At 68.7% G+C, this 24,698-nt stretch carries 23 protein-coding genes and 1 pseudogene; 9 read left to right on the top strand and 15 right to left on the bottom strand.

The features are described 5' to 3' along the window. Positions 1 to 562: 562 nt before the first annotated feature. Positions 563 to 895, top strand: a complete 333-nt coding sequence (locus I1A62_RS28950) for a hypothetical protein (protein WP_374710845.1) — start codon at positions 563 to 565, stop codon at positions 893 to 895. Between the two features lie 598 nt (positions 896 to 1,493). On the opposite strand, the gene I1A62_RS28945 is transcribed toward I1A62_RS28950, so the two are convergent. The 11 genes from I1A62_RS28945 to I1A62_RS28895 all read right to left on the bottom strand — a co-directional run bounded on the left by I1A62_RS28945 (position 1,494) and on the right by I1A62_RS28895 (position 12,892). Continuing rightward, entirely contained in the window at positions 1,494 to 2,612 is a 1,119-nt protein-coding gene (locus tag I1A62_RS28945) for an FAD-dependent monooxygenase (protein WP_219455699.1), read from the bottom strand. Continuing rightward, positions 2,609 to 4,258 carry a thiamine pyrophosphate-binding protein gene (locus I1A62_RS28940; protein ID WP_219455697.1) on the bottom strand — a complete coding sequence of 550 codons (1,650 nt, stop codon included), beginning with the start codon at positions 4,256 to 4,258 and terminating at the stop codon, positions 2,609 to 2,611. The genes I1A62_RS28945 and I1A62_RS28940 overlap by 4 nt, the downstream gene beginning before the upstream one ends. Next, the gene (locus I1A62_RS28935) at positions 4,251 to 5,033 is read right to left on the bottom strand and encodes an SDR family oxidoreductase (protein WP_219455696.1); all 783 of its coding nucleotides are present in this window, start codon (positions 5,031 to 5,033) and stop codon (positions 4,251 to 4,253) included. Before I1A62_RS28935 ends, I1A62_RS28940 begins: the two co-directional genes overlap by 8 nt. A 16-nt stretch (positions 5,034 to 5,049) precedes the next feature. Continuing rightward, complete coding sequence (locus I1A62_RS28930; RefSeq protein WP_124392055.1) at positions 5,050 to 5,799, bottom strand: 3-oxoacyl-ACP reductase family protein; 750 nt, start codon at positions 5,797 to 5,799, stop codon at positions 5,050 to 5,052. Positions 5,800 to 5,801: 2 nt separating this feature from the next. Continuing rightward, a complete protein-coding gene (locus tag I1A62_RS28925; RefSeq protein WP_072949171.1) occupies positions 5,802 to 6,308 on the bottom strand; it encodes a cupin domain-containing protein in 507 nt (168 codons plus the stop codon). 14 nt (positions 6,309 to 6,322) lie between these two features. After that, positions 6,323 to 7,105, bottom strand: coding sequence for an alpha/beta fold hydrolase (locus I1A62_RS28920; protein WP_219455694.1), 783 nt, complete (start codon positions 7,103 to 7,105; stop codon positions 6,323 to 6,325). Further along, positions 7,102 to 8,031 (bottom strand): VOC family protein, encoded by a 930-nt coding sequence (locus tag I1A62_RS28915; RefSeq protein ID WP_219455692.1) that lies wholly within the window; start codon positions 8,029 to 8,031, stop codon positions 7,102 to 7,104. The genes I1A62_RS28920 and I1A62_RS28915 overlap by 4 nt, the downstream gene beginning before the upstream one ends. Before the next feature lie 96 nt (positions 8,032 to 8,127). Then, positions 8,128 to 9,636 (bottom strand): aldehyde dehydrogenase, encoded by a 1,509-nt coding sequence (locus I1A62_RS28910; protein WP_219455690.1) that lies wholly within the window; start codon positions 9,634 to 9,636, stop codon positions 8,128 to 8,130. Then, positions 9,633 to 11,015, bottom strand: a complete 1,383-nt coding sequence (locus I1A62_RS28905) for an MFS transporter (RefSeq protein ID WP_219455688.1) — start codon at positions 11,013 to 11,015, stop codon at positions 9,633 to 9,635. The genes I1A62_RS28910 and I1A62_RS28905 overlap by 4 nt, the downstream gene beginning before the upstream one ends. Positions 11,016 to 11,144: 129 nt before the next feature. Continuing rightward, entirely contained in the window at positions 11,145 to 11,855 is a 711-nt protein-coding gene (locus I1A62_RS28900) for an ABC transporter ATP-binding protein (RefSeq protein WP_124392050.1), read from the bottom strand. Further along, on the bottom strand, positions 11,852 to 12,892 hold the full coding sequence (locus tag I1A62_RS28895; protein WP_219455687.1) for an ABC transporter permease: 1,041 nt from the start codon (positions 12,890 to 12,892) through the stop codon (positions 11,852 to 11,854). The genes I1A62_RS28900 and I1A62_RS28895 overlap by 4 nt, the downstream gene beginning before the upstream one ends. A gap of 159 nt (positions 12,893 to 13,051) precedes the next feature. Here I1A62_RS28895 and I1A62_RS28890 point away from each other — a divergent pair, with 159 nt between their 5' ends. From I1A62_RS28890 to I1A62_RS28855, 8 genes and pseudogenes are all read left to right on the top strand, one after another. After that, positions 13,052 to 14,242, top strand: coding sequence for a sensor histidine kinase (locus I1A62_RS28890; RefSeq protein WP_219455685.1), 1,191 nt, complete (start codon positions 13,052 to 13,054; stop codon positions 14,240 to 14,242). Then, positions 14,239 to 14,862, top strand: a complete 624-nt coding sequence (locus I1A62_RS28885; RefSeq protein ID WP_219455683.1) for a response regulator transcription factor — start codon at positions 14,239 to 14,241, stop codon at positions 14,860 to 14,862. Before I1A62_RS28890 ends, I1A62_RS28885 begins: the two co-directional genes overlap by 4 nt. A 55-nt stretch (positions 14,863 to 14,917) precedes the next feature. Continuing rightward, on the top strand, positions 14,918 to 16,402 hold the full coding sequence (locus I1A62_RS28880) for an adenylate/guanylate cyclase domain-containing protein (RefSeq protein ID WP_219455681.1): 1,485 nt from the start codon (positions 14,918 to 14,920) through the stop codon (positions 16,400 to 16,402). Between the two features lie 92 nt (positions 16,403 to 16,494). After that, on the top strand, positions 16,495 to 17,664 hold the full coding sequence (locus I1A62_RS28875) for an LLM class flavin-dependent oxidoreductase (RefSeq protein ID WP_072949192.1): 1,170 nt from the start codon (positions 16,495 to 16,497) through the stop codon (positions 17,662 to 17,664). A gap of 4 nt (positions 17,665 to 17,668) precedes the next feature. Next, positions 17,669 to 18,094 carry an SRPBCC family protein gene (locus I1A62_RS28870; protein ID WP_219455679.1) on the top strand — a complete coding sequence of 142 codons (426 nt, stop codon included), beginning with the start codon at positions 17,669 to 17,671 and terminating at the stop codon, positions 18,092 to 18,094. Between the two features lie 63 nt (positions 18,095 to 18,157). Continuing rightward, the gene (locus tag I1A62_RS28865; RefSeq protein WP_219455677.1) at positions 18,158 to 18,688 is read left to right on the top strand and encodes a flavin reductase family protein; all 531 of its coding nucleotides are present in this window, start codon (positions 18,158 to 18,160) and stop codon (positions 18,686 to 18,688) included. Further along, positions 18,679 to 19,317, top strand: a pseudogene (locus I1A62_RS28860) (GTP cyclohydrolase II); the annotation flags it as partial. The gene I1A62_RS28865 and the pseudogene I1A62_RS28860, both read left to right, overlap by 10 nt. Before the next feature lie 16 nt (positions 19,318 to 19,333). Continuing rightward, positions 19,334 to 19,678, top strand: coding sequence for a hypothetical protein (locus I1A62_RS28855; protein ID WP_124392043.1), 345 nt, complete (start codon positions 19,334 to 19,336; stop codon positions 19,676 to 19,678). On the opposite strand, the gene I1A62_RS28850 is transcribed toward I1A62_RS28855, so the two are convergent. The 4 genes from I1A62_RS28850 to I1A62_RS28835 all read right to left on the bottom strand — a co-directional run bounded on the left by I1A62_RS28850 (position 19,668) and on the right by I1A62_RS28835 (position 24,670). Then, complete coding sequence (locus I1A62_RS28850) at positions 19,668 to 20,441, bottom strand: LuxR C-terminal-related transcriptional regulator (RefSeq protein ID WP_219455676.1); 774 nt, start codon at positions 20,439 to 20,441, stop codon at positions 19,668 to 19,670. The two genes, I1A62_RS28855 and I1A62_RS28850, sit on opposite strands and share 11 nt — an antisense overlap. A gap of 65 nt (positions 20,442 to 20,506) precedes the next feature. Then, positions 20,507 to 21,856, bottom strand: coding sequence for an MFS transporter (locus I1A62_RS28845; protein WP_219455674.1), 1,350 nt, complete (start codon positions 21,854 to 21,856; stop codon positions 20,507 to 20,509). Positions 21,857 to 21,869: 13 nt separating this feature from the next. Continuing rightward, positions 21,870 to 23,444, bottom strand: coding sequence for an acyl-CoA synthetase (locus I1A62_RS28840; protein WP_219455672.1), 1,575 nt, complete (start codon positions 23,442 to 23,444; stop codon positions 21,870 to 21,872). Then, positions 23,441 to 24,670: an acyl-CoA dehydrogenase family protein gene (locus I1A62_RS28835; RefSeq protein ID WP_219455670.1), complete on the bottom strand. Its 1,230-nt coding sequence runs from the start codon at positions 24,668 to 24,670 to the stop codon at positions 23,441 to 23,443. The genes I1A62_RS28840 and I1A62_RS28835 overlap by 4 nt, the downstream gene beginning before the upstream one ends. Positions 24,671 to 24,698 lie beyond the last annotated feature (28 nt).

Raw genomic sequence — 24,698 nt, 5'->3', positions numbered from 1 at the left:
CACTAAGATGTATTCTGCGCCACAGTCGAGGGGAAATTTCCGGGTCGGCTATTCGGCTTCGCGGTATCGCGCGGTCTGCTGCGACGGCCAAGAGTCCCACTCCGCCACAGCTTCCGCGGCCAATTCGGAGGGCATCCCGATCGGTGCCGTCGAGACCGACCGCCCACGAGTACCGGGTCGACCCGCCCGTACTCTCCGCGCGAGTGACGGAGCCGTCACGACCCACGAACGCTCTGGCGACCGGTGCCTGAATAGCGACTCCCTGCCCAACCACCTCGGCGTGCATACCGCTGGCTGTCCAGCCCCTGCCGTCCAGGTGGAGATGCTCGAGGTCGGCCCACGTTTCGTTCAATTCGCCCCGTCAATCCACGGCGTACCTGACAACCTGGACGCTCTGGCGCGCCCGATGACTACCTGCGCCGATCGCTTGATTCGTCGATCCTCAGCCCACGGCCCCAGGATCGCCTGAGAGCCAGGCTCCCGTTCGTCAGCTGTCATCTACAGTTCTGTCCACAGCGCACTGCGATCGCGCTACGATCCGCCGGTGACATTCGCCCTCGCGATGGCCCTCCTCCGGCTCGAATACCGGCTGGCGCGGTTGCCGCTGCAACTGGTCGAGGACGTCGCCGTCTCGCACCTGGACGAACAGGCACCCTCGCGGCTGGCCTTCGAACAGTTCCTCATCGACTGCGACCGCGCCGCCGCCTACCTCCTCAACGACGAGAACGCGGCAAGGCGCGCCGCCGACCTGAGACGGCACACCACCGCCGTCGGAGTGATCATTGCCCGCCAGCAGCGGCGCGCCGCTCACGAGACCGTGATCCTGCTCGCCGAGCAGCGCGCACGGTTCGTTGAACGCCGCCGCAGACGCCCCAGGGGCACCGACCCGGCCTGAACAAACAGCTCCCGGTACGCGGAGATGTGCGAGGGCTAACGCCAGCGCTCCCTCCACCGATACATATAGTGGTCGACCCCTCCAGGAAGCGAGAGGTCGACCACGAAGACAGTCGGGGAACCAACCGACACGAAGAAGGTGATCGTAATGGGTTCCGCTGGAATTGATTTCAATCTGGCGTTCCAAGCATTCCTGCACTGGCTGCACGTCATGTTCGGCCTGAACGTCGGCGTATAGGAGCGCCCTCCATGATCGACTCCCCGGGTTGCATCATCGTCGGGGGTCGATCGCCGTTTCTCCCATACAAAAACTGGTAGAAACATGGACGGAAAGGACTGTGCGTCAATACATTCGGCGCACTCGCAGCAGTAACCCTCGCCTCAGAGTGCAGCGACAGCGGTGGCGGCGACACAACCGAACAGGTCGCAGCCACACTGATGGGAGCAAGCATCGAAGCCTACTGCCTCGAATACACAGCAGGATGGGGAAAGTAAGCCAAGGCCAACTCTGAACCGACGGAAAGAATGGGCGATAGTGCCGACTACAAATGTCCTGCCGTCAGCGACTGTCTCCTAACCGGTTCCATTCACACGTCCGTTCAGGCCGCGGCCAATTCCAACGGCACCTGCCAGGCGTCGTATTCGTAGACCCAGTCGCCGTTGCCCGCGACCTTCAGCCACTCGTTGGACCGGGAGCCCCGCTGGATGCGGGAGGTCCGCTGCAGCCGGGTCTCCTGGTAGGTCTGCAGGGCGACTGCGGGGTCGTCGAACAGGCTCAGGCAGCGGGACAGGACGACGGCGTCTTCGATGGCCATACCGGCGCCCTGCGCCATGAACGGCATCATCGGATGTGCCGCGTCGCCGAGAAGCACGGCGCGCCCGTCGGTCCACGACGCCAGCGGGTCGCGAACGTAGAGAGCCGATTTCAGGACGTCGTCGCACGCGTCGAGCAAGGCTCGTGCCTCGGGGTGGAAGTCGCGGTACAGCTCGCGCAGTTCGGTGACGGAACCGGGTGTGGTCCACGATTCCTCGGTCCACTCCTCCTGGCCGCAGGTGGCGAAGACGAAGATGTCCTTGCCCTGGTTGAGGGGGAACGTCACGATCTGCGTCGCACTGTCGGGGCCCCACCACTTGGTGAAGCAGTCGAGGTTCGGCAGGTTGCCGACGCGTTCGGTGGGGACGACGGCGCGGAACGCCACGACCCCTGTGAACGTCGGCTGTTCGCGCCCGAGCAGCGAGGTCCGGACCGCCGAGTGGATGCCGTCGGCACCGACGATCACGTCCGCGGAAACGGCACTGCCGTCGGTGAACTCGATGCGGCCGTCCGCGACGCCGCTGACGCGGCGACCCATTTCGACGACACCCGACGGCAACCGGTTCTCGAGCGCGGACATGAGGTCGCCCCGGTGCATGGTCAACTGCGGTGCACCGTACTGCTGTTCCGCGCTGTCGCCCATCGGCAGCCGGGACGTCTCGGCTCCGGTGTCCCACGTGCGGCTGATCCGGAACTGCGGCCGGGCGGCGGAGTCGCGGATCGCCGGTCCGACGCCGAGTCCGTCGAGCGCCCGGACCGCGTTCGGGGTGAGGTTGATGTCGGCGCCGACGCGGGCGAACTGCCGCGTCTGCTCGTAGACCGTGACGTCGAGACCGAACTTGCGGAGGGCGATCGCCGTCGCCAGTCCGCCGATGCCGCCGCCGCAGACGGCGACCGTGGTCACTGTGCACCCTTTCCGGGCACCGTGACGGGCGGCGTGAACGGTGCCGGCATGTCGCCGTAGGCGTCGAGGTCGACCTCGACGATCACGGGGGCCTGCCGGGACACGGCGTCGGCGAGCACGCTGTGCGCCTCGGCCGCGCCGCCGATTCGCAGGTAGGGCACGCCGATCGACTGTGCCAGCAACGGGAAGTCGGGGGTGACGAGGTCGACGGCGTACGTGTCTTCGCCGCCGCCCTGCTGCATGTTGCGCAGCACGCCGTAGCCGCCGTCGTTGAACACGAGCAGCACCAGCCACGGCTTCTCCTGCGCCATGGTGAGGATCTCGCCGAAGTGGACGGCCAAGCCGCCGTCGCCGACGAGGGCCAGGGTGGGGCGGGTCTCGTCGGCCAGTGCGGAACCGATAGCCATGCCCAGGCCCTGCCCGATGCCGCCGCCGCGGGGGAAGACGTTGGACCTGGGGTCGAACATCGGCAGCAGCCGGTTGCCCCAGGAACTGGACGCGATGGTGACGTCGCGGGCGATCACGGAGTCCTTCGGGAACGCGGCGCGGACGGCGTCGCACAGCACGGCGTGGTCGCCGAGTCCGGCGCGCTGCCGGGTGCGGACCAGTTCCCTTGTCGCCCGCGCGCGTTCGGTCCACGACGCGTCGACCGGGGCCAGTTCGGACAGCGAGCGCAGGAACGTCGCGACGTCGGCGGTCACCCCGGCCTGCGCCGGGTACACGCGTCCGATCGCGGCGGCGTCGAGGTCGACCTGTACGTGCGCGGCGGGGACGGGCATGGAGTAGTCGCCGGTCTCGTTGGACCGGAAGTGGGTGCCCAGCGACAGCAGCAGGTCGGCGTCGGCGAGGAGTTCGCGCCCGGCTGGGGTGTTGCCGTAGTTGCCGATGCACAGCGGGTGGTCCTCCGGCACGGCGCCGCGCCCGGAGTTGCTGGTGAGCAACGGGACTCCCCACTGCTCCACCAGTTCGGTCAGCTCGGCACCGGCCGTGGCGACGCCGCCGCCCGCCCAGATCACCGGGCGTTCCGCCGACCGCAGCAGCGCGAAGGCGACGGCCAAGTCGTCGGCGTCCGGGGTGCGCAGCGGTTCGACGACCGGCTCGACCACGTCGATGACGTGCTCCGCGTACTGCAGGTCGATGGGCCATTCGATGCTCGACGGCCCGCCGGGCGCGGCGAGTGCGGCGGCGATACCTTCCCGCAACACCTTTCCGGCGCTGTCCGTGTCGAGGATGGTGGCGGCGTGCTTCGACGTCGCCGTCAACATCCCCAGCTGATCCTTGGTCTCGTGGATGAACCCGCGACCCGATCCCAGGTACCGGCTCTCGACGTTGCCCGTCACGTGCAGCACCGACGTTCCGGCGCTGAGCGATTCGATCAGCGACCCGGCCGCGTTACCGGCGCCCGTCCCGGTGCTCGTGATCGCACAGCCCAGTCCCCCGGTCGCCCGGGCGTATCCGTCGGCGGCGCTGACCGCGGTGGCCTCGTGCCGGACCGGCACGAACCGCAGGTGCTTGGCGACCGCCTGCACGAGGGGCTGGTTGTGCACGCTCACGATGCCGAAGACGGTGTCGACACCGGCTTCGCGCAGCACCTGGACGAGCAGGTCGCCCCCGTTTCCTACCGACATGGTGTTCCTCTCAGACATAGCGCGCGACGCCTCCGCAGACGTCGAGGCTGGTGCCCGTCACGTAGGACGAGCGGGGGGACAGCAGGGTCACGATCATGGCGGCCACCTCGTCGGCGCGGCCGAACCGGCCGAGGCCGATGCCGCGGTCCTGGGCGATCTCCGCCTCCCATTCGGCGAAGGTGGCGTCGGTGCCGGATTCCTCGTAGCGGCGGCGCCACTGACCGGTGTCGACCAGGCCGAGCGACACCGAGTTGACGCGGATGCCGTCGGCCGCGAGTTCCAGCGACAGCGACTTGCTGAGGTTCAGCAGCCCGGCCCGGGCGGCGCTGGTGGTGACCAGCCGCGGCTCGGGCTGGCGCGCGAGGACCGCCGAGATGTTGACGATGGACGCGGCGTCGGACTTGCGCAGCGCCGGCAACGCCGCGTCGACGGTGTTGAGGACGCTGGAGAACTTGAGGTCGAGTTCGTCGCGCCAGTCGTCGAGCGTCGCCTCACTGCGCGGGACCATGCGGGACTTGCCTGCGTTGTTGACCAGACCGTCGAGGCCGCCGAACCGGGCGACCCCGGCGTCGACGAGCGCGGCGATCGCGGCCGGGTCCCGGACGTCGCAGGACGCGGTCAGGACGCGGTCGCTGCCGGGCAGCGGCGCGATCACGGAGTCGAGCCGGTCGCGGTCGCGCGCGCAGGTGACGACGTTGGCACCCTCCTCGAGCAGCATTGCGACGGTGGCGAGCCCGACTCCCGAGCTTCCGCCGGTCACCAGGTGGGTGCGGTCTTTCAGTTGCAGGTCCACGACGTGGTCCCCTTCTCTAGTGCAGGACGAATCCGCCGTTGACGACGAGTTGCTGGCCGGTGATGTACGAGGCTTCCGGTCCCATCAGGAACGCGACGGCGCCGACGAGATCCGACGGCTGCTGCGGCCGTTCGAGCGCGCGATTGAGGCGGTACAGCTCGTGCCGGTGCTCCGGAACCTTCTGCGCCGATTCGCTTTCGGTCAGACCGGGCGAGACGGTGTTCACGGTGATGCCGTGCGGGCCGAGGTCGCGGGACATGGCGCGGGTCAGCGCGGCCACCCCGCCCTTGGATGCGATGTAGTGGGCGAGTCGCGGCGAACCGTACAGGGCGGCGTCGGAGCCGATGGTGACGACTCGTCCGCCTCCGTTCCCGATGATGGAGGGAACGATCGCCCTGCTCACGAGGAACGTGCCGCGCAGGTTGACGCCCAGCACACGGTCCCACTCGTCGATGTCGAGTTCGTGAATCGGTTTGCCGCCCACGCCGTCCGCGAGGGCCGCGTTGTTGACGAGGCCGTACAGCGGGCCACCCGAGGTGACGGTGGCCGCCATCGCGTCGACGGACTCCGCATCGCGGAGATCGACCCGCACGAACTGCGCCTTCACGCCGTCCGCGCGCAGGCATTCCGCCGCGGCCTCGCCCCAGTCCTCGCGGATGTCGGCGAGCCACAGGGTGGCGCCGTCCTCGCCGAGGCGGCGGGCCAGGGCGAGGCCGAGACCCCGCCCCGCCCCGGTGACGAGGACGCTGCGTCCGTCGAGACTCACGGTCAGTCCCGGGTGACGCCGTGCATGGCCGACGTCTCGGGGTACGTCGGGATCTGCGGCTTCTGGGCGCCGATGATGACGCAGAACAGGGCGTCCTTGTCGCCGTTGTTCTTCAGGCTGCGGGGCACCCCCGCCGGGACGACGATCATGTCGCGGTAGCCGAGGGTGCGCTTCTCCACCTGGCCGTCGCGGTGGACGCCGACCTCCACCTCACCCTCGAGGACGAAGAAGGCCTCTTCCGCGTCGTGGTGGGTGTGCTCCGGGCCCTCGGCGCCGGGGGGAAGCAGCATGTTGGAGAACGTGAATCCGCGCGAGCCGATGGTGCGGTTGTCATTCTCGTGGTTGCCGGTCGCGCCGGAGCCCACGTAGCGGATCTGCGCGCGCTTGAACTGGTCGCCTGCCTTGGCCTGGAAGCCCAGGGTGTCCCAGTCCTCGTGGCGGGAACCACGGGTGAGGATCAGCGAGTCGGTGAATTCCTTCAGATCGGCGGTGCCGTATTCGAGTGTCATGTCGTGCTCCTTCTCTAGAGGTGGTTGCGCAGGCGTTCGGTGATGTGGATGAAGGACTCGACCCAGGCGTCGAACGCGTCCGGTCGCTCCTGGTTCGCGAGGTGTCCGGCACCGCGGATGGTGACGAACACGGCGCCCGGAATTCCGCCCGCGAGAACCTGACTCGCGGGAACCCCGGTCACCCCGTCCTCATCCCCGCCGAGGACGAGGGTGGGGACGTCGATCTTCGGCAGATCGGCGGTGTGGTCGGTGGCGGCCATCGACTCGGCGGCGTACCCGTAGCCGGGCAGCCGGATCGACGACGCCATGATCGCCGTCGCGTTCGCCGTCAGTTCGTCATCGGCGGTTCCGGACAGCAGTCGCGGGGCACGTTCGGCGGCAAAGGCTTCCGCGCCCTCCTTTTCCAGGGTCGCGGCCCGGGCACGCATCCGGTCGGCAGCCTCGCCGTCTGCTCCCGAGCCGACGGTGGAACTGCCGAGCAGCAGACTCCGCACGAGGCCGGGGTGACGCAACGCCAGCCGGGTGGCGATCACGCCGCCCCACGACATTCCGAGGACGTGCGCCCCCGCGTCGCCGCAGCGGTCGCGGATCACGTCGGCGGCGGCGTCGGCGTAATCGTCGAGGTCGAACGGACGTCCCGGATCCTCGCTGCGACCGTAGCCGGGAGCGTCCCAGGCCAGCAGTCGCAACGATTCCGCGAGTTCGTCGAACTGCGGCGCGAAACTGTCTGCGCTGCCGCCGATTCCGTGCAGCATCAGCAGCGCGGGACCGGAGCCGGATTCGACGACGTGCGTCACGACGCCCGCCCGAGGTCGAACCGCTCGAACGCCCCGGGGTCGGGGACGCCGGCCATGTGGTCGCGGACCTGCTTGGACGGCGGGCCCGCGGTGCCCCACAGGTCGGAGAGTTCCGGAACCCGGCGCCACACCTTGCACAGCCACCGGTCCTCGTCGACCTGCGCGATGCCGGACGTGTACTCGCACACCAGCCCCGCCGGGTCGGCGAAGTAGGAGAACGTGTTGTCGCCGGGACCGTGCTTGCCCGGGCCCCACAGCGGCACGGTGCCGTGGTGACGCAACCGGCCGATGCCGCGCATGAAGTGATCCACGGTGGGCATCTCGTAGGCGACGTGGTTCACCGACGTCCACTCGGCCTGGTTGAACGCGATACTGTGATGGTCGGTGTTGCAGCGCAAGAACGCCATCTGGTGCTCGGACCAGTCGGAGACCCGCATCCCCAGGATGTCGCAGTAGAACGTCACCGCGGCATCGATGTCGACGGTGTTGAGCACGACGTGCGTGACGCCCACAGGGACGGCGTCGTCGCGGCCGAGCTTCGGGACCGCGAGCGCGTCGGCAAGCAGTTCGACGACACGACCCTCGGGGTCGACCAGGCTCACGCCGTAGCCGCCACCGAGGTCGTCGACCGGCCCCGGGCCGCTGACGATCGGGACGCCGCGCAGTTCGAGCCTGCGGGCGGCCTCGTCGACCTCGGCGGGTGTGGCGACGGCGAACGTGATGCGGCCGAGTCCGTTCCGTTCGGCCTGGGTGAGTTGCAGCGCGTGGTGGTGCTCGCCGGTCCCCCGCAGCCAGGCACCGTCCGTGCCCTGCTCGACCACGCGCAGTCCCCACACCTCCGAGTAGAAATCGGTGGATTCGAGGCTGGCCTGTGTGCGCAGTTCGACGGAGCGCAGGCACCGCAGCCGGGCTATGGGTTGGTTCATCGCAAGCCTCCAGTTGCTTAGGTCTCAATATCTTAGCGCTAAAGTAATAGGTCGTACAGAGGTGACGCGAATTTCTTTCCGGACGACCTATTTACATCAGTCCGCCCAGGGGTTGGGTTCCTCGTCGAGGCCCCAGTAGATGCTCTTCTGCCGCGAGTAGGCGGCGATGCCGCTGCGGCCCTTCTCCACCCCGAGTCCGCTCTCCTTGACGCCGCCGAACGGCGTGGAGATGCTGAACTGCTTGTACGTGTTGATCCACACGGTGCCGGCCTGGAGTCGGCGGGCGAGTTTCCAGGCGCGGCGGTAGTCGCCGGTCCAGATTCCCGATGCCAGCCCGAACACCGAATCATTCGCCTGCGCAACGAGGTCCGCTTCGCCGTCGAACGGCAGCACCACCAGGACGGGTCCGAAGATCTCCTCCTGGCACGTGCGTGAGCTGTTGGGCAGTCCGTCGATGATGGTCGGCAGGTAGTACGCGCCGTCGCGCAGTCGCTCGTCGTCGGGGATCGCCCCGCCGCACAGCACTCGGCCGCCTTCTTCGCGCGCGAGGTCGACGTACGCGGCGACGCTGTCGCGGTGCCTGCGGTGGACCATCGGCCCGACCTGGGTGTCGGGGTCACGGCCGGGTCCGAGTCGCAGTCGCTGCGTCTTGGCCACCAGCTTCTCGACGAACTTGTCGTAGACGCGGCGGTCGACGAACAGGCGGGATCCGGCGATGCAGCTCTGTCCGGTGGACGAGAAGACCCCGTACATCACGCCGTTGACGGCGGCGTCGAGGTCGGCGTCGTCGAGGACGATGGTCGGCGACTTTCCGCCGAGTTCCAGCGACACGGGCATCAGCTTGTCGGCTGCCGCGTGGGCGATGGAGCGTCCGGTGTTGGTGCCGCCGGTGAACGTCACCTTTCCGACGCCGGGGTGGGTGACGATGGCGTCGCCGACCACCGAGCCCTTGCCCGGCAGTACCGACAGCAGCCCGGCAGGCAGTTGTGTTTGGTCGATCAGCCGCGCCAGTTCAAGGGACACCAGCGGCGTCCACTCGGCGGGTTTGAGGACGACGGCGTTGCCGGCCGCCAGGGCGGGGGCGATCTTCTGCGCGTCGCTGGCCACCGGCGAGTTCCACGGCGCGATGGCTCCGACCACGCCGATGGGTTCGAGAACGCTCATCGTGAGGAAGTTGCCGCGCGGGGTGGTGAGGTCGTCGTCGGCGGTTTCGAGGACGGCGGCGAAGTAGCGGAACGTGCCAGCCGCGCTGCCGACGAGTGCGGTGGTCTCGGCGACCGTCTTGCCGGTGTTGTAGCTCTGCAGCAGTGCGAGCCGGGACGTGTTCGCCTCGATGGCGTCGGCGATGCGGTGCAGGTACTTCGCCCGCTGGTGCGGGAGCAGCGCGCGCCACGCCGGGTCGTCGGCGGCGGCGCGGCCCTTCCGGACCGCCTCGTCGGCGTCGTCGGCGGTGGCCTGGTGGATCACCTGGAGGGTCTCGCCATTCGATGGGTCCGTGACCGCGAAGGCGGGGCCGCTCGCCTGCCGCCACTGCCCGGCGACGAGGATCCGGTCGGCGACCGGGACGAACGGCAGTGTCTGTGGTGCGGTGTCGAGAATGGTCACTGGGAGATCTCCTCGAGGGTCTTTTCGCGGGTTTCGACGGCGAAGAAGCCGACCACCAGGGCACCGATCAGGGCGACCGCAGAGAACATTCCGAAGACGACGGTGAGCGTGCCGCCGCCGTCGAGGATGGCGCCGACGGCGAGTGGCCCGACGATGATGCCGAGGCGTCCGCTCGCTCCGCCGATCGCGCAGCCGATGGCGCGCATCCGGGTGGGGTACAGCTCCGCGGTGTAGACGTAGAGCGCCATGTTGACGGCGAAGACGAACAGGGCGGATCCGGCCGACCAGAACAGGACCTTCGTCGCGGTGTCGGCGCCGGTGGCGGCGAGCAGGAAGAGCAGCGACGAGCACAGGACCATCGACGCGGTGATGCAGATGCGGCGTCCGAGGTTGTCGATGAGGAACGCGACGAGGATGCAGCCGAGCAGGCCGGCGACGCTGGTGACGATGCTGTAGTGCAGGGCGGTGTCGACGCTGACATCGAATGCGGACCGGTAGAGCGTCGGCAGCCAGGACGCGATGCCGTAGTTGACGAAGTAGGCGCAGCCCCAGATCGCGGCGAGCATCAGCGTGCGGCGCAGGTAGACGCCCCGGAATGCCTCAGCGAAGGTTCCGCGGCGCACGTCGACGGTGACGGACGGCAACGGCTGCGGAGCCGGGAGCGTCTTGCCGTACTTCTCGGTGATCTCGTTCTCGATGCGGGTCATGGCGTTGTGCGCGTCTTCGTGGCGGCCGCGGGACGCGAGCCAGCGCGGCGACTCGGGAAGCTTCCACAACATCGGCAGCAGCAGGACGGGCAGCGCACCGAGCGCGAACAGGATCTTGTAGCCGTAGTTCGGGACCACCCACGCCGACACGATCGCCGACATCACGAGCCCGACGGGGAAGATCACCTCGTAGAGCAGCACGAATCGTCCGCGTTTGTGGGCTTTGGTGATCTCGCCGATGTAGCTCGCCGCCACCGGGACCTCGGCGCCGAGGCCGATGCCTTGCACGAATCGGAAGACGAGGAAGAGCTCCAGGGAGTCGGTGAACGCCATGCCCAGGCTCATCACCGCATAGAGCGCGAGCGAGAAGATGATGACGTTGAGCCGGCCGACGCGGTCGGCGAACCAGCCGCCGGCGAGCGCGCCGACAAGCATGCCGATGCCGCCGATGGCGATCACCCAGGCGATGTCGCCGGGGGTCAGGCCCCACTTGGGAATGAGGACGGGGAGCGAGTACGCGATCATCAACTGGTCGAAGCCGTCGAAGAACGTGACGGCGCCGACGATGACGCGGGCCTTGATGTGCCACCTGCTCATCGGCAGGCGTTCGAGTCGGGCGCTGATCATCTCAGCTGTGGCAGCCATGGCGGGCGATACCGTCGTCATGAGCATCCTCAGGGTCGGGTCGAGGCATTTACTTAAGCCCTCAAAGGCTTACCGCTAAGATGTAATCTCACGCACATGAGAAACGTCAACCCTTGACTTTGGAAGAAACATATTGTTCACACCTGTGAGTACTTGTTAACCGCCCGTGGTTAACAAGTACTCACGGGTGAGTGAGCCGTCGACCACGCGGTGGACTGCATCCATTCTGCACAGATGCGTGCTGTCGTGTGTCACCAGCAGCGTCGCGACCTCGCGTTCTCGCACGACACCGAGGATCAGATCCATGATCGCGGCGCCTCGTTCCTGGTCGAGCGCGCTGGTCGGCTCGTCGACGACCAGCAGCGACGGATCGTTCATCAGCGCCCGGGCGAGGTTGACCCGCTGTCGCTGCCCACCCGACAACTGCGCCGGCCGCTTTCCGGCGTGATCTGCGAGGCCGACGGCGTCGAGCAGGTCGCGAGCCTTCGCGCGCCCCGCCCGCCGCGGCACGAACCACCGCTGCCCGAGATGCGCCATCGCCTCGAGTTGCTCGAGGGCCGTCAGCGACGACACCAGGTTGGACTGCTGGAACACGATGCCGATCCTGTCGCGGCGCAGTGTGGACGCCTCGCGCCGGCTGAGAGTGGTGAGTTCGGTGTCGCCCAACCGGACGGAGCCCGAGTCGGGCCGGATCAGTGTCGACGCCACCGCGAGAAGCGTCGACTTTCCGGAACCGGACGGACCGGTGATCGCGGCGATCTCACCCCGGCCGAGGGTCAGCGACACGGAGTCGAGGGCAGTGACGCGTCCGGCGCCGTCCGGGTAGGTGAGGGTGACGTCGTCGAGCGTGAGGGCGGGTGTGGTCATCGTGTGCTCCCGAGTGCGGTGAGGGGGTCGGTGGTGAAGAGGAAGCGGAGCGCGAAGGCGGCGCCGAAGAGGCCGAGCCCGACGAGTGCGGTGGCGGGCAGGAGCGTGGTGGAGATGTCGAGCACGAACGGCACCGCGTCGCCGATCATCGACCCGGCCACGGCCGCCGTCGCGACACCGGCACCCACGCCGGCGAGCAGAACGACGAGCGCCTGCCCGAGCGCATCCCGCACGAGCGAGCCGGTGGACGCTCCGAGCGCCTTCAGCGTCGCGACGTCGGGGGTGCGCTGGAGTGTCCAGACCGTGAAGAACGCGCCGATGACCAGCGCGGAGATCGCGAACAGCATCACCGTCATCAACGTCAGTGACCCGTTCTCGGAGGTGTAGGAGCCGATGGCGGAGAAGGAGTCGGCCACGGTTCGGGAGGTCGTCGCCGCGAGGGAGTTCGTGGCGTCGTCCCCGCCCGACACCGCGAGCACCGTCGCCGCGCCCCCGCGCGGGTTCGCGTGTTGCCAGTCGGCGAGCGTCATCCACACGGCCGGGCTGTGGCCGTACCAGTCGTCGCCGCGGACCGCGGCGACGGTGAACGCCCGGCCGGCGATCGTCACCGTGTCGCCGGCGGATACCCCGAGCGACCGCGCCGCGCCGTCCCCGACGATCACGGTTCCCGGCACGGACGGTGCGCGGTCGCCCACACCGCCGTCCGCGCCGACGAGCGCCACCCCCTTCGTCGCACCTCCTGCTGCGGACGCCGAGCCTCGTCCCACCCCGATCGGGTGCACCGAGTCGGCGCTCCGCCGCCAGACGGCCACCTGCTCGGACGTCAGCGCGGACTCGTCGAACGACGGACCGTCGTCGGAGGCCGCGAAGACCACCGACTCGGCGTCGATACGTTCCACGACGGACACGTTCTGGTGGCGCAATCCGGCGGTGAGACCGCTGAGAAACGTGACGAGCAGCGCAATCAGCACCACGACGACGGATATCAGCGCGAAGCGACCCCGCGCGGCACGCAGGTCTCTCGATGCGACGAACACAGATGGTCCTCTCCGGATCACGACCGGCGCCGCAGTCGATGCGGGCCGGGGCGGCGCTCACGGCCTCCGAACTCACCGTGCCCCCGGCACGGCACGGTTCCATCGCACGTGGGATGGAATTCTCGGCGGTCGAAGGTCGGGTGCGGGTTCCGACTTTCGATGGATGCCGGGTGCGCTCACGTCGATAAGCTGGACGGGGTGCACCGCTCCCCTCTCACTCCCGTGTTCGCGGGACTCCAGCTCGGACTGCATGCGCTGACCGCGGCGCTCACTGCAGTCGTGATCTTGCGTGCCGTCCTCCTGGACGCGCCGAACGCGCCGGCGATCGTGGTGCTGTCGGTGGCGTTTCTCGCGGTGTACGCGGCGGGGGCGACGCGACGTCTGCGCGGGGGTTGGTGGCTCGCAGCGCTGACGGCACTGTGGGTGGCGCTGATGGTCCTCGCCCCCGACGCCGCCTATCTTGCGTTCGGACTGTTCTTCCTGTACCTGCATCTGCTGCCGCGACGATGGGGAGTCCTGGCGGTCGCAGCCGCGACCGTCGTGGCGGTGGCAGGCACCGGAATGCACCGCGGCTGGAGCGTCGCGGGTGTCGTCGGTCCGGTGATCGGTGCGTGCGTCGCGGTGGCGATCGGCCTCGGCTACCGGGCGTTGTACCGGGAGGCCGTCGAACGCGATCGCCTCATCGACGAATTGACCCGGACCCGAGCCGAACTCGCCGAGCAGGAACGTGCCGCCGGTTCCCTGGCCGAGCGTGAGCGGCTCGCACGCGAGATCCACGACACCGTCGCGCAGGATCTGTCGAGCATCCAGATGCTGCTCCACGCCGCGGAACGCGCGGACCCGGACCATCCCGCGCGGGACCGTATCCGGTTGGCGCGGGAGACCGCCGCCGACAGCCTCGCCGAAACCCGGCAGCTCATCGGCGATCTCACACCCGCCGTCCTCGACGGGCAGTCGCTCGCGGACGCGCTCGCGCGGATCTGCACGCAGGCGCGGAGCGACACCTTCGACACGATTGCCGTCGTCGTGGGGGATCCGGTGCGGTTGCCGATGCCCGTCGAGGCGGCGTTGGTGCGGATCGCGCAGGGCGCGGTGTCGAACGTGGTCCGGCACGCGCAGTCGTCCCGGATGGCGGTCACTCTCACCTACTACGAGGATGCGGTCCGGTTGGACGTCGTCGACGACGGCATCGGCTTCGATGTCGCACTGCTGGACCGTGAGCCGTCGAAAGCGTTCGGGCTGAATTCGATTCGCCGTCGCGTCGAGCTGCTCGACGGGTCGATGTCGGTGGAGTCGGAACCGGGACTGACCGCGGTCGCGGTGTCGTTCCCGCTCGAGGCCGGCGCATGATCCGACTGCTGCTCGCCGACGACCACGCGATCGTGCGCGCGGGCCTGCGCGCCCTGCTCGAGCACGAGGGCGACATCGAGGTGGTCGGCGAGGCGGCCACCGCCGACGCCGCCGTGGCGTTGTGCGCGACGACCCCGGTCGACCTCGTGCTCATGGACCTCCGGTTCGGCGCCGGCACGTCGGGGGTGGACGCCACCCGGAACCTGCGGTCCCTGCCGAATCCGCCGCACGTGCTGGTCGTCACGAACTACGACACGGATGCGGACATCCTCGACGCGATCGCCGCCGGCGCCGCCGGGTACCTGCTGAAGGACACTCCCCCGCCCGAACTCCTCGCCGCCGTCCGGGCCGCGTCGGCCGGCGACAGCGTGCTCTCCCCGGCCGTGGCGTCGAAACTGATGACACGCGTCCGCCGGCCGGCCACCAGCCTCAGCCCGCGGGAGATCCAGGTGCTGACGTTGGTGGCCGCGGGGCGATCCAATCGGGAGATCGGGAAGGAACTGTTTCTCTCCGAGACGACCGTGAAGTCCCATCTCGTTCACATCTTCGGCAAACTCGGCGTCAAGTCTCGGACCTCCGCAATCGCCCGCGCCCGCGAGCTCGGCACCCTCCCCAGGTGAGCGGCAAAGCGTCCGGACGCACACTTTGCCGCTCACATGCGTTTACGCTGGGAAAATGGACCCACCGGTCGTCCAGTACGTCCAGCGTGACGGACACGCGCTGGCGTATCAGGTGGTGGGCGGCGGCGCGCTGGACGTCGTGTGGCTGTTCGAGATCAACATGCACCTCGACCTCATGTGGACCGACCCGCAGATCCATTACCTGATGGAACGCGGCAGCACGTTCGCCCGCACCGCGTATTTCCAGCAGCGGGGGCTGGGACTGTCCGAACCGGTCGACCACTTGCCGACGCTCGAGGAGCAGGCCGACGACATCGTCGCGGTGATGGACGCGATCGGGATGCGTGAGGCAATGCTGGTGGGTGTGGCCAGCGCGAGCGGCGCCGTGGCGCTCGTGGCGGCGCGGTCGCCGGAACGGGTCACCGGGGTGGTGCTGATCCAGCCGTTCGCCGAGCGGCTGATCGGCGGCGACCACGTACCGGACGGCTGGACGGCCACCGAGCGGGACCAGTTCGTCGCCGCATGGCGCGCGGCCACGGAGTCGTGGGGGTCGGGCGCGACCGTGCCGCTGTGGGATCCCCTCGAGGATTCCCCGTTCAACCGGCGGCTGATGGCGATGCTCGAGCGGAACTCCGCGGCACCGGCCGTCGCGCGCGCCCACATGGAGTGGATTTTCCGCCTCGACTACTCGGACATTCTGCCGTCGATCCAGTGCCCGGCCCGGGTTGTGCTCGTCTCCGGTAGTCCCGTCCCCGCGACGGCCTCCCGGTACGTCGCCACCCATATTCCCCGCGGCACCTTCCACCTGCTGCCGCCTGCGCCGCCCGGCGCGTCGCTCGGCGAGGCGTGGAAGCCGATCATCGATCACGTCGAGCAAGTCGCCACCGGCGGGCATCCGACACCGGACGCTGGACAGTTCGTCGCGTCCGTGCTGTTCACCGACGTCGTCGGGTCGACGGAGATGCTCGCCCGGATCGGCGACGCCGCCTACCGCGAACTCCGCGCCACCCACGAACGGCAGGTCCGCGACGCGGTGGAAAACGCGGGCGGACGTCTCCTCAACGTGGCGGGCGACGGCACGTTCAGCATCTTCGACGGCCCCGCCGCGGCGGTCCGGTGCGCGCGGACTGTCGTCGACGACGCGTGCACCCTCGGCCTCGAGGTGCGGGCCGGCGTGCACACCGGACAGGTCGAGCGGAATGGACCCGACGTCAGCGGGATGACCGTCCACGTCGGCGCGCGCATCGGTTCCGCGGCCGGGGCCGGGGAGGTACTGGTGTCGCGGACCGTGCGCGACCTCGTGGTGGGGTCGGGACTGCGCTTCGCCGACGTGGGCGAACGCGAACTCAAGGGCGTGCCGGGCCGGTGGCCCTTGTACTCCCTCACCGACGCCGACCACGCGCCCCGGACCGTCCCGCGACTCGCACCGAAGCTGAGCATGATCGACCAGGCCGTCCTGCGGACCGCGAAGCGGGCACCGCAGGCACTGCGCGCGCTCGTCGGCGTGGCCTATGCGAGGCAGCGCAAGCTGTCCCGCTGATGCGGCGAAGTGTCTCCTTTCGAGGACTACACGCGATGTGCTCGCGGCCATAGCGTTTCACTCACTGTTGCCCCCGTCACACAGGAGTGATCATGAGCAGGCTGAAGTTCGGAACGTTTCTGGCGCCGATCCACACACCGGGTCAGAACCCGACGCTGTTGTTGCAGCGCGACCTGGAGTTGGTTCAGTTACTCGAGAGGCTGGGCTACGACGAGGCCTGGTTCGGCGAGCACCATTCGGCGGGCTCCGAAATCTACGCGTCCCCGGAAATCATGATCGCCGCCGCCGGCGAACGGACCAGCCGCATCAAGCTGGGGACGGGCGTGACGTCGGTGTCGTACCACAACCCCCTGTGGGCGGCGGAGCGGATGGTGATGCTCGACCACCTGACCCACGGTCGCGTCCTGTTCGGCCTCGGTCCCGGGTCCCTGCCGACCGATGCGGCGATGCTCGGCCTGTCGCAGATCGACACCCGCGAACTGCTCGCGGAGAACACCGACATCATCATGCGTCTGCTGCGGGGTGAGACGGTGAGCGCGAAGACGCGGACCCACACGCTCGTCGATGCGTGCATTCAGATGGCGCCGTACTCCTCTCCCCTGTTCGACGTCGTCGTCGCCGCGATCGCCTCCCCGACGGGAGCGCGACTGGCCGGCCATCACGGTATCGGCCTGCTGTCGATCGCCGCGACGCTGACCGCGGACGGATTCAGTGCTCTGCAACATCATTGGGGAATGCTCGAGGAATTCGCGACGCTCGCGGGCCGGAGCGAGGACGTCGATCGCTCCAAGTGGCGGCTGGTGGGACCCTTCCACATCGCCGAAACGCGGGAGCAGGCCTACCGCGACGTCGAGCACGGCATCGAACACTGGTTCAAGTACCTGCAGCACGTCGCCGCGTTCCCGCAGATGGCGGTCGAGGGTGAGAACAAGCGCGAGATGATCGATTTCATCAACAATTCGGGAATCGGCGTCATCGGCACCGCCGAGGAGGCCCGCGCACAGGTCCAGCGTCTCGTCGATCAGTCGGGCGGTTTCGGCACTCTGCTTCTGCAGGGCCATGATTGGGCCAACCCGCAGGCCACCGCGCGGTCGTACGAGCTGTTCGCCCAGGACGTCATGCCGTTCTTCCAGGGTCAGGCGCAGCCACTGCTCGACGCGGACGAGCGGGCCCGCCGCGTGCGGGAGGGGCAGGCGGACGAGCACCGGAAGGCCGTCGCGCACATGACGAAGAAGTACGAAGCCGAGCTGGGACGGGTGTAGGGCGATGGCCGAGATCAGCATTCAGAAGCAGTTCCCCGTCGGCGCCGACACGATCTGGGCCCGCGTCGGCGACCCGGGATCGGTCGCCGAATGGATTCCGTCGGTGGCGGCCGCCCGGATGGAGCAGGGGATCCGCCACATCGTCTTCGCCGACGGTCAGCCCGCCCGTGAGCGGATCGCCGAGCACAGTGACAGCGAACGCCGGTACACCTACGAGTACATCGACGGCCCATTGCCGTTGACGCACTACCGGTCCACCATCTCCGTGCTCGGCACGTCCGCCGAGTCCTGCACTGTGGATTGGGCCGCGACGTTCGCCGCGGACTCGGCGGAGGTCGAGTCGGAGCTGACGACGGCGATCGAATCGATCTATCGCGCTGCGCTCGACGAGTTGTCGATCCTCGTCTCGAATTCGTCCGTCCGCGGATAGACCTTGTTCGGAGTCCGCTTCCGTCCGGCGGACTCCGAACATTCAGCACCGAAGGAGGTACCGATGCGAACCCCCACCTCACCGCACATCACCGCCACCACCCCCGAACACATCCGGGATGCCTACCGCACCGTCCTCGGAAAATTCTGCACCGGCGTCGTCGCCGTCACGGCAGTCGACGACACCGGCAACCCCGTCGGACTGACCGTCGGCTCCTTCAGCTCCGTCTCCCTCGACCCCGCCCTCGTCGCGTTCTTCGTCGGCCGGGGTTCGACGACCTTCCCCAACGTGGCCGCCTCCGGCCGGTTCTGCGCCAACATCCTCGCCGCCGACCAGCACGAACTGGGCCGCACGTTCGCCCGCAGCGGCGCGGACAAGTTCCGCGGAATCGACTGGACCCCCGCCACCACGGGATCACCGCGCCTCGCCGGCGCCCACGCCTGGGTCGACTGCCACATCGACCTCGTCCAAGCTGTCGGCGACCACGACCTCGTCGTCGGCCGTGTCGTCGAACTCGGCGCCACCGACACCCCCGACCCGCTGCTGTTCTACACGTCCACGTTCCACCAGCTCACCCCCGCGGGCCCGGCATGACTGCGGTCGAGCCGGTTCCCTGCGTCGTCCGCTGCGCCGACGCCGTCGTCCCCACCGATCACGGCGCGTTCACCGCGATCGCCTACCGCTCGGCCACCGGGATCGAGCACCTGGCCATGGTGTTCGGCGACCCGACCGTCGGCACCGCCCTGACCCGCGTCCACAGCGAATGCCTCACCGGCGACGTCCTCGGGTCGCGGCGCTGCGACTGCGGCCCGCAACTGTCCGCCGCGCTGGAGCGCATCGCCGACGCCGGCGCCGGGGTGCTGCTGTACCTGCGGGGGCACGAGGGCCGCGGCATCGGGCTGGCCGCGAAGATCGCCGCCTACCAACTCCAGGACTGGTTGGGCCTCGACACCGTCGACGCGAACCTGCGACTCGGGTTGCCCGTCGACGCCCGCGACTACGCCGACGCCGCGGCCATCCTCCGCGACCTGCGCGTCGACCGGATCGATCTGCTCAGCAACAATCCGGCCAAGGCCGCCGGGCTTGCCGCGGCCGGCGTCACCGTCGCGGGCACCACGCCGCTCGAGATCGCGGCGAACGATCACAACGCCCGGTACCTGGCAACGAAGCGGGATCGGCTCGGCCACAACCTCACCCACGCACATCTCGTCACCCGCCACTGACACGTCAGGAGAAACCATGGAACGCACCCCACTGAGTCACGTATTCGAGAAGATGTCGGTGATGCACTCGACCGCGCGCTGGGCGGAGACATTCGACGACCTCACCGAGGCCCTCGGCCCCGCCGGGTTCAGCGACGGGAGTGCGTGGGCGAAGTTCACGACCCTGTGCCTGTCCGACGAGACGGACGTGCCGCCCTGGTGCCTGCTGGGGAAGACGCACGACGTCGCCGCGGCCGCGACGCTCGCACGCGACGCGGGATGGGATGTGGGCGAACCGGCCGTCGGCGATCACGAATGCCGGGTGGTGCTTCGATCACCCCACGGGCTGACCGTCATCGCCTATTCGCCGCTCACACCGTAGGTCGCCGGCCGCGCCGGAGCACGCACGCGGCCAGCGACGCCCGGTTCTTCAAACCCGTGGCCTCGAAGATTCGGCTCACATACTTCTTCACGGTGAATTCGGACAGCGAGAGCACCTCGGCGATCTCGTTGTTGCTGAGGCCGTCGCTCACCAACTCGGCCACCTGCATCTGGCGCGGGGTCAGGCTGCCCAGCGGATCGACGGGGCCGTCGTCCCCCGCCAGCCGTAACGACCTGCTCTGGGCGCGGAGTTGGCGAGCGAGACACTGCACTGCCAGAGTCTCACTCGCATCCCAGCTCCGTTCACGATCGAACATGCCGACCAGAGCTTCGCCGTCGGCGAGCCGGAGGTGCAGCGCCGACGCCGTTCCCATTCCGTGCGGGTGCAGGTAGTCCTCGACGTAGGAGCGTTGCGGCGCGGGCAGCGCATGCAGGTGGTCCAGGGAAATGAACCCGGTATCGGTCAGCGAGCGGCGCGCCTCGGGGAGCGCGAAGATGTCCTTGTCGCGCCAGCAGGCGTGATACTCGTGCAGCAGCGGGGAGGCGGCACCCGTCAGCAGCGGAGCGGGGTCGGCGAAGATGTCGGCAAATGTCGGTCCGAAGAAGAACGTGACGTCGCGGACCCGGAACACCGTCGCAATGGATTCCACGACGGTCCGCTTGTAGTCGGCGGGGTCGTCGACGTCGCAGCACGATTCGAGGACCTCGAGGATGCCGTCCATCTGCGAGCGGGACAGCACGTCCCTCCAGGATCCGGTACCCATGTTCGCCTCCGATCCCCAGGTGAGTGGCAAAGCGTGCCCGACCACACTTTGCCACTCACGTCACCTCAGGCTGCGACGGTGGACCGGCGGGCAGCCGACTGCTGGACGTCCGGAGACGAGTACTTCCGGACGATCGCGACGAGGCACAGCAGCCCGACGGTTCCGGCGCCGGCGAGGAAGGCCCCGACCCGCCAGGCGTTGGCGGCGTCGCCGTTGATGAGCAGCACCATGACCATCGGGGAGAAGCCGCCGATGATGGCGGAGATCTGGTAGCCGAGGGACGCTCCGGAGAACCGGATCTCGGGTGGGAACAGTTCCGCGAACAGCGTTCCCTGCGTTCCGGTCTGGAACGACATGACGATCACCGCGCCGAAGACGGCCAGCGCGAACGGCCACAGTGCGCCCTGGCTCGAGTGTCCGATCATCAGCCACATCGGAATTCCCCACAGCAGCATCCCGGCGGTGCCGATGCCGAAGATCAGCTTCCGGCCGTAGAGGTCGGAGAGGTATCCGGCCAACGGGACCAGCGGAATCATCAGGACGCAGGCGGCGAGGATGAACCCGAGGACGGTGGATCGTTCGATCCCCAGATAGGTGGTGGCGAACTGCACGGAGCCGGTGATCATCGTGTAGAAGAAGATGACGCCGATGGCGTTCGCTCCGGCGGCGGTGAGGACGGTGCCGGGGTTCTTGCGCAGCACCTGCAGGATCGGCGACTTCCGTGCCACCGGCGCCTCGGCCAGCTTCTTCGACAGCTCCTGGAACTCGGGGGTCTCCTCCAGGTAGCGGTGGATGAGGAACGCGACCGGGAGCATCACGAGACTGATCCAGAACGGGATGCGCCACGCCCAGGCGAGAAACGACTCGGAGTCGAACATCGCTGTGATGACGAGGAAGACGACGTTTCCGAGGACGACGCCGATGGGCACACCGAGCTGCGCGAAGCTGCCGTAGAACCCGCGACGTCCGGCGGGCGCGTTCTCGGTGGCGAGGAGGACGGCGCCGCCCCACTGCGCCCCGACCGCGAGACCCTGGCAGATCCGCAGGGTCACGAGAATCGTGGGTGCGAGCCACACGAGCTGGGTGTTGGGCACGAGACCGATCAGTGAGGTGGCGACGGCCATCATCACGATGGCGGCCACGAGAACGGGTTTGCGGCCGACCTTGTCGCCGAAGTGGCCGGCGAGCACACCGCCGATGGGCCGGGCGATGAACCCGACCGCCACGGTCGCGAACGAGTTGAGTGCGGCGACGACCTGACTGTCGGTCGCGAAAAACGTGGTGTTGAAGACGAGCGCGGCCGCGGTGGCGTAGATGAAGAAGTCGTACCACTCGAGCGACGTCGAGATGGCGGCGGCGAAGGACGCGCGGGCCGCGCGCGGCTTCGGCGGGACCGCATGCGAGGCGGTGGGCATGGGGGTCTCCTGCTCAGTCTTGGGCAATGGAACCGAACGTGTCTCGGAGGACGCGCTTGAGGATCTTGCCGCTCGGGTTCTTCGGTAGGGAGTCGGCGACGATCACGTATTTGGGCACCTTGTAGCCGGCGAGCCGGGCGCGGCAGTGCTCGACGACGTCTTTCTCGTCGAGTTCGACGCCGGCGGACGGAACCACGACGGCGGCGACCGCTTCGATCCACCGGGGGTGCGGCACCGCGAAGACGGCGGCCTCACCGACGCCGTCGAGTTCGTACAGTGTTTCCTCGACCTCGCGGGTGGCGACGTTCTCGCCGCCGGTCTTGATCATGTCCTTCTTGCGGTCGACCACCCACAGGTACCCGTCCTCGTCGAGGTAGCCGAGGTCACCGGAGTGGAACCAGCCGCCCGCGAACGCTTCCGCGGTCTTCTCGGGTTGCCCGAGATAGCCGACGGTGGCGTGGGGGCTGCGGTGCACGATCTCGCCGACCTCCCCCGCGGGCAGCGGCAGGTTGCGGTCGTCCACGATCCGCGTCTCCACGTTGAGGGCGGGTTTGCCCGCCGAACCGCCGCGCGTCTCTTGATCTTCCGGTCCGAGGGCCGTGGCGAGCGACGCCATCTCGGTCTGCCCGTAAAAGTTCCACAACCGGATGCCCGGCAACCGGCGGTTCATCTCCCGCAGGATCTCCACCGGCAACGGCGACGCCCCGTAGTAGCCCTTGCGCAGCGACCGCAGGTCGGTGTGCTCGAACTCCGGCGACTGCAGCAGCGAGATCCACACCGTCGGCGGGCAGAACAGGTTGGTCACCCGCTCGATCTCGATGGTGCGCAGCAGCACCCGGGGGTCGGGTCCGTCGACGATGATGCTCGTCGCGCCGAGATAGATGTCGGTGCTGAGGAAGTTGTCGAGCTGGGCGCAGTGGTACAGCGGCAGTGCGTGCACCTCCACGTCTTCGCTGCTCATGCCGCCGGTGACGATGCAACTGATGTACTGCCACATCAGCGACCGGCTGGTGAGCATCGCCCCTTTCGGCCGCGATTCGGTGCCCGACGTGTACATGATGCGGACGACGTCGTCGTCCTCCACGAACACCTCGGGTGGCGATGCGACCGCACCGTGCGTCCAGCCGGCCACCGAGACCCACCCGTCCGGAACCCCCGCCCCGGCCAGTGGGATCGCCGCCCGCACCCGGACGCTTCCCTTCGACTCCGCGAGCGCCGTCTCGGCGACGGGCACCAGCGCGTCCTCGACGACGAACGCGTCGGCGGCGCAGTCGTCGAGGATGTACCCGATCTCCCCGCCGGTCAGCATGAAGTTGACGGGGACGAGGACGACCCCGAGCCGGGCGGTCGCGAAGTTCAGCACCGGGTACTGCCAGCAGTTGTGCGACAGCAACGCCAGCCGGTCGCCCCGTGTCAGGCCCTCGGCGTGCAGGGCCGCCGCGACCCGGTCGATCACGGCGTCGAATTCGGCGAACGTGAGCCGGACGTCGCGGTGCACCACGGCGAGCTTGTGCGGGAAACGCGCCGCGGACCGACGTGGAATGTCGCCGATGCTCTGCTGCCGGGCGCGCGTCCTGTCCTCGGTCACCCGCGGACTTCTTTCAGGACCGGCGTGGCGGCGAACTCGGCGCGGGCGAGCGAGCGGCGGTGCACCTGGTCGGGGCCGTCGGCGATCTGCAGGAACCGGGCCTGCGCGTACAGGACCGGCAGGATCGTGTCCTGCGACAGTCCGGCGCCACCGAAGATCTGCATCGCGTCGTCGACGATCCGCTTGACGGTCAGCGGGACCATCACCTTGGCGGCGGCGATGTCGTGGCGGGCCGCCTTGGTGCCCTCGACGTCCATCCGCCAGGCGGCCCGCAGCACCAGCAACCGGGCGGCGTCGAGGTGGATCCGGGCGTCCGCGACGGTCGCCTGCACGACGCCCTCGTCCGCGAGCGGTTTGCCGAACGCGACGCGGGTGCGGGCGCGTTCGGTCATCAGCGCGATGGCCCGTTCGGCCATCCCGATCAGTCGCATGCAGTGGTGGATGCGCCCCGGACCGAGCCGGGCCTGCGCGACGGCGAAGCCCTTGCCGCGCGGACCGAGGAGGTTCGCCTTGGGGACGCGGACCTTGTCGAAGACGACCTCGCCGTGGCCGCCCTCGTGGCGGTCGGTGAAGCCGAGCACGGTGGTGGACCGGACAATCGTCAGTCCGGGCGTGTCCATCGGGACGAGAACGATGCTGTGCCGGTTGCCGACCGGGGCGTCGGGGTCGGTGACGCCCATGACCATGGCCACCCGGCAGTCGTCGCGCAGCGCCGCGGTGGACCACCACTTGCGCCCGGTCAGCACCCAGTCGTCGCCGTCCTCGGCGATCTCGAGGCGGACGTTGTTGGCGTCCGAACTCGCGACGTCCGGTTCGGTCATCGAGAAGCACGAGCGGAATTCGCCGTCGAGCAGCGGGGCGAGCCATTCCTGCTTCTGCTCGGCGGTGCCGTAGAGGTGCAGCAGTTCCATGTTGCCGGTGTCCGGCGGATTGCAGTTGAACGCCTCGGGGGCGATCAGCGGGCTCCAGCCGGTGAGTTCGGCGAGCGGCGCGTACTCGAGGTTGGTCAGGCCTGCGCCCTCGCGGGCGGGGAGGAAGAGGTTCCACAGGCCCTCGCGTTTGGCGGCGGCCTTCAGGTCGGCGACGATCGGCGGCGCACCCCAGTGGTCCGGTTTGGACGCGAGCTGTTCCTCGGCGATCGCCTCGGCGGGCAGCACCCGCTCCTGCATGAACTTCGTCAGCTTCGCCTGCAGTTCCACGACTTTCGGGCTGTACTCGAATTCCACTTCCGTGGCTCCAATCTGTTTCGGTGAT

This window comes from Rhodococcus sp. USK10, assembly GCF_019378875.1.
GTDB lineage: Bacteria > Actinomycetota > Actinomycetes > Mycobacteriales > Mycobacteriaceae > Rhodococcus_F > Rhodococcus_F pseudokoreensis.
Note: the sequence above shows the minus strand (reverse complement) of the source record. Positions and strands in the feature narration are given on the sequence as shown.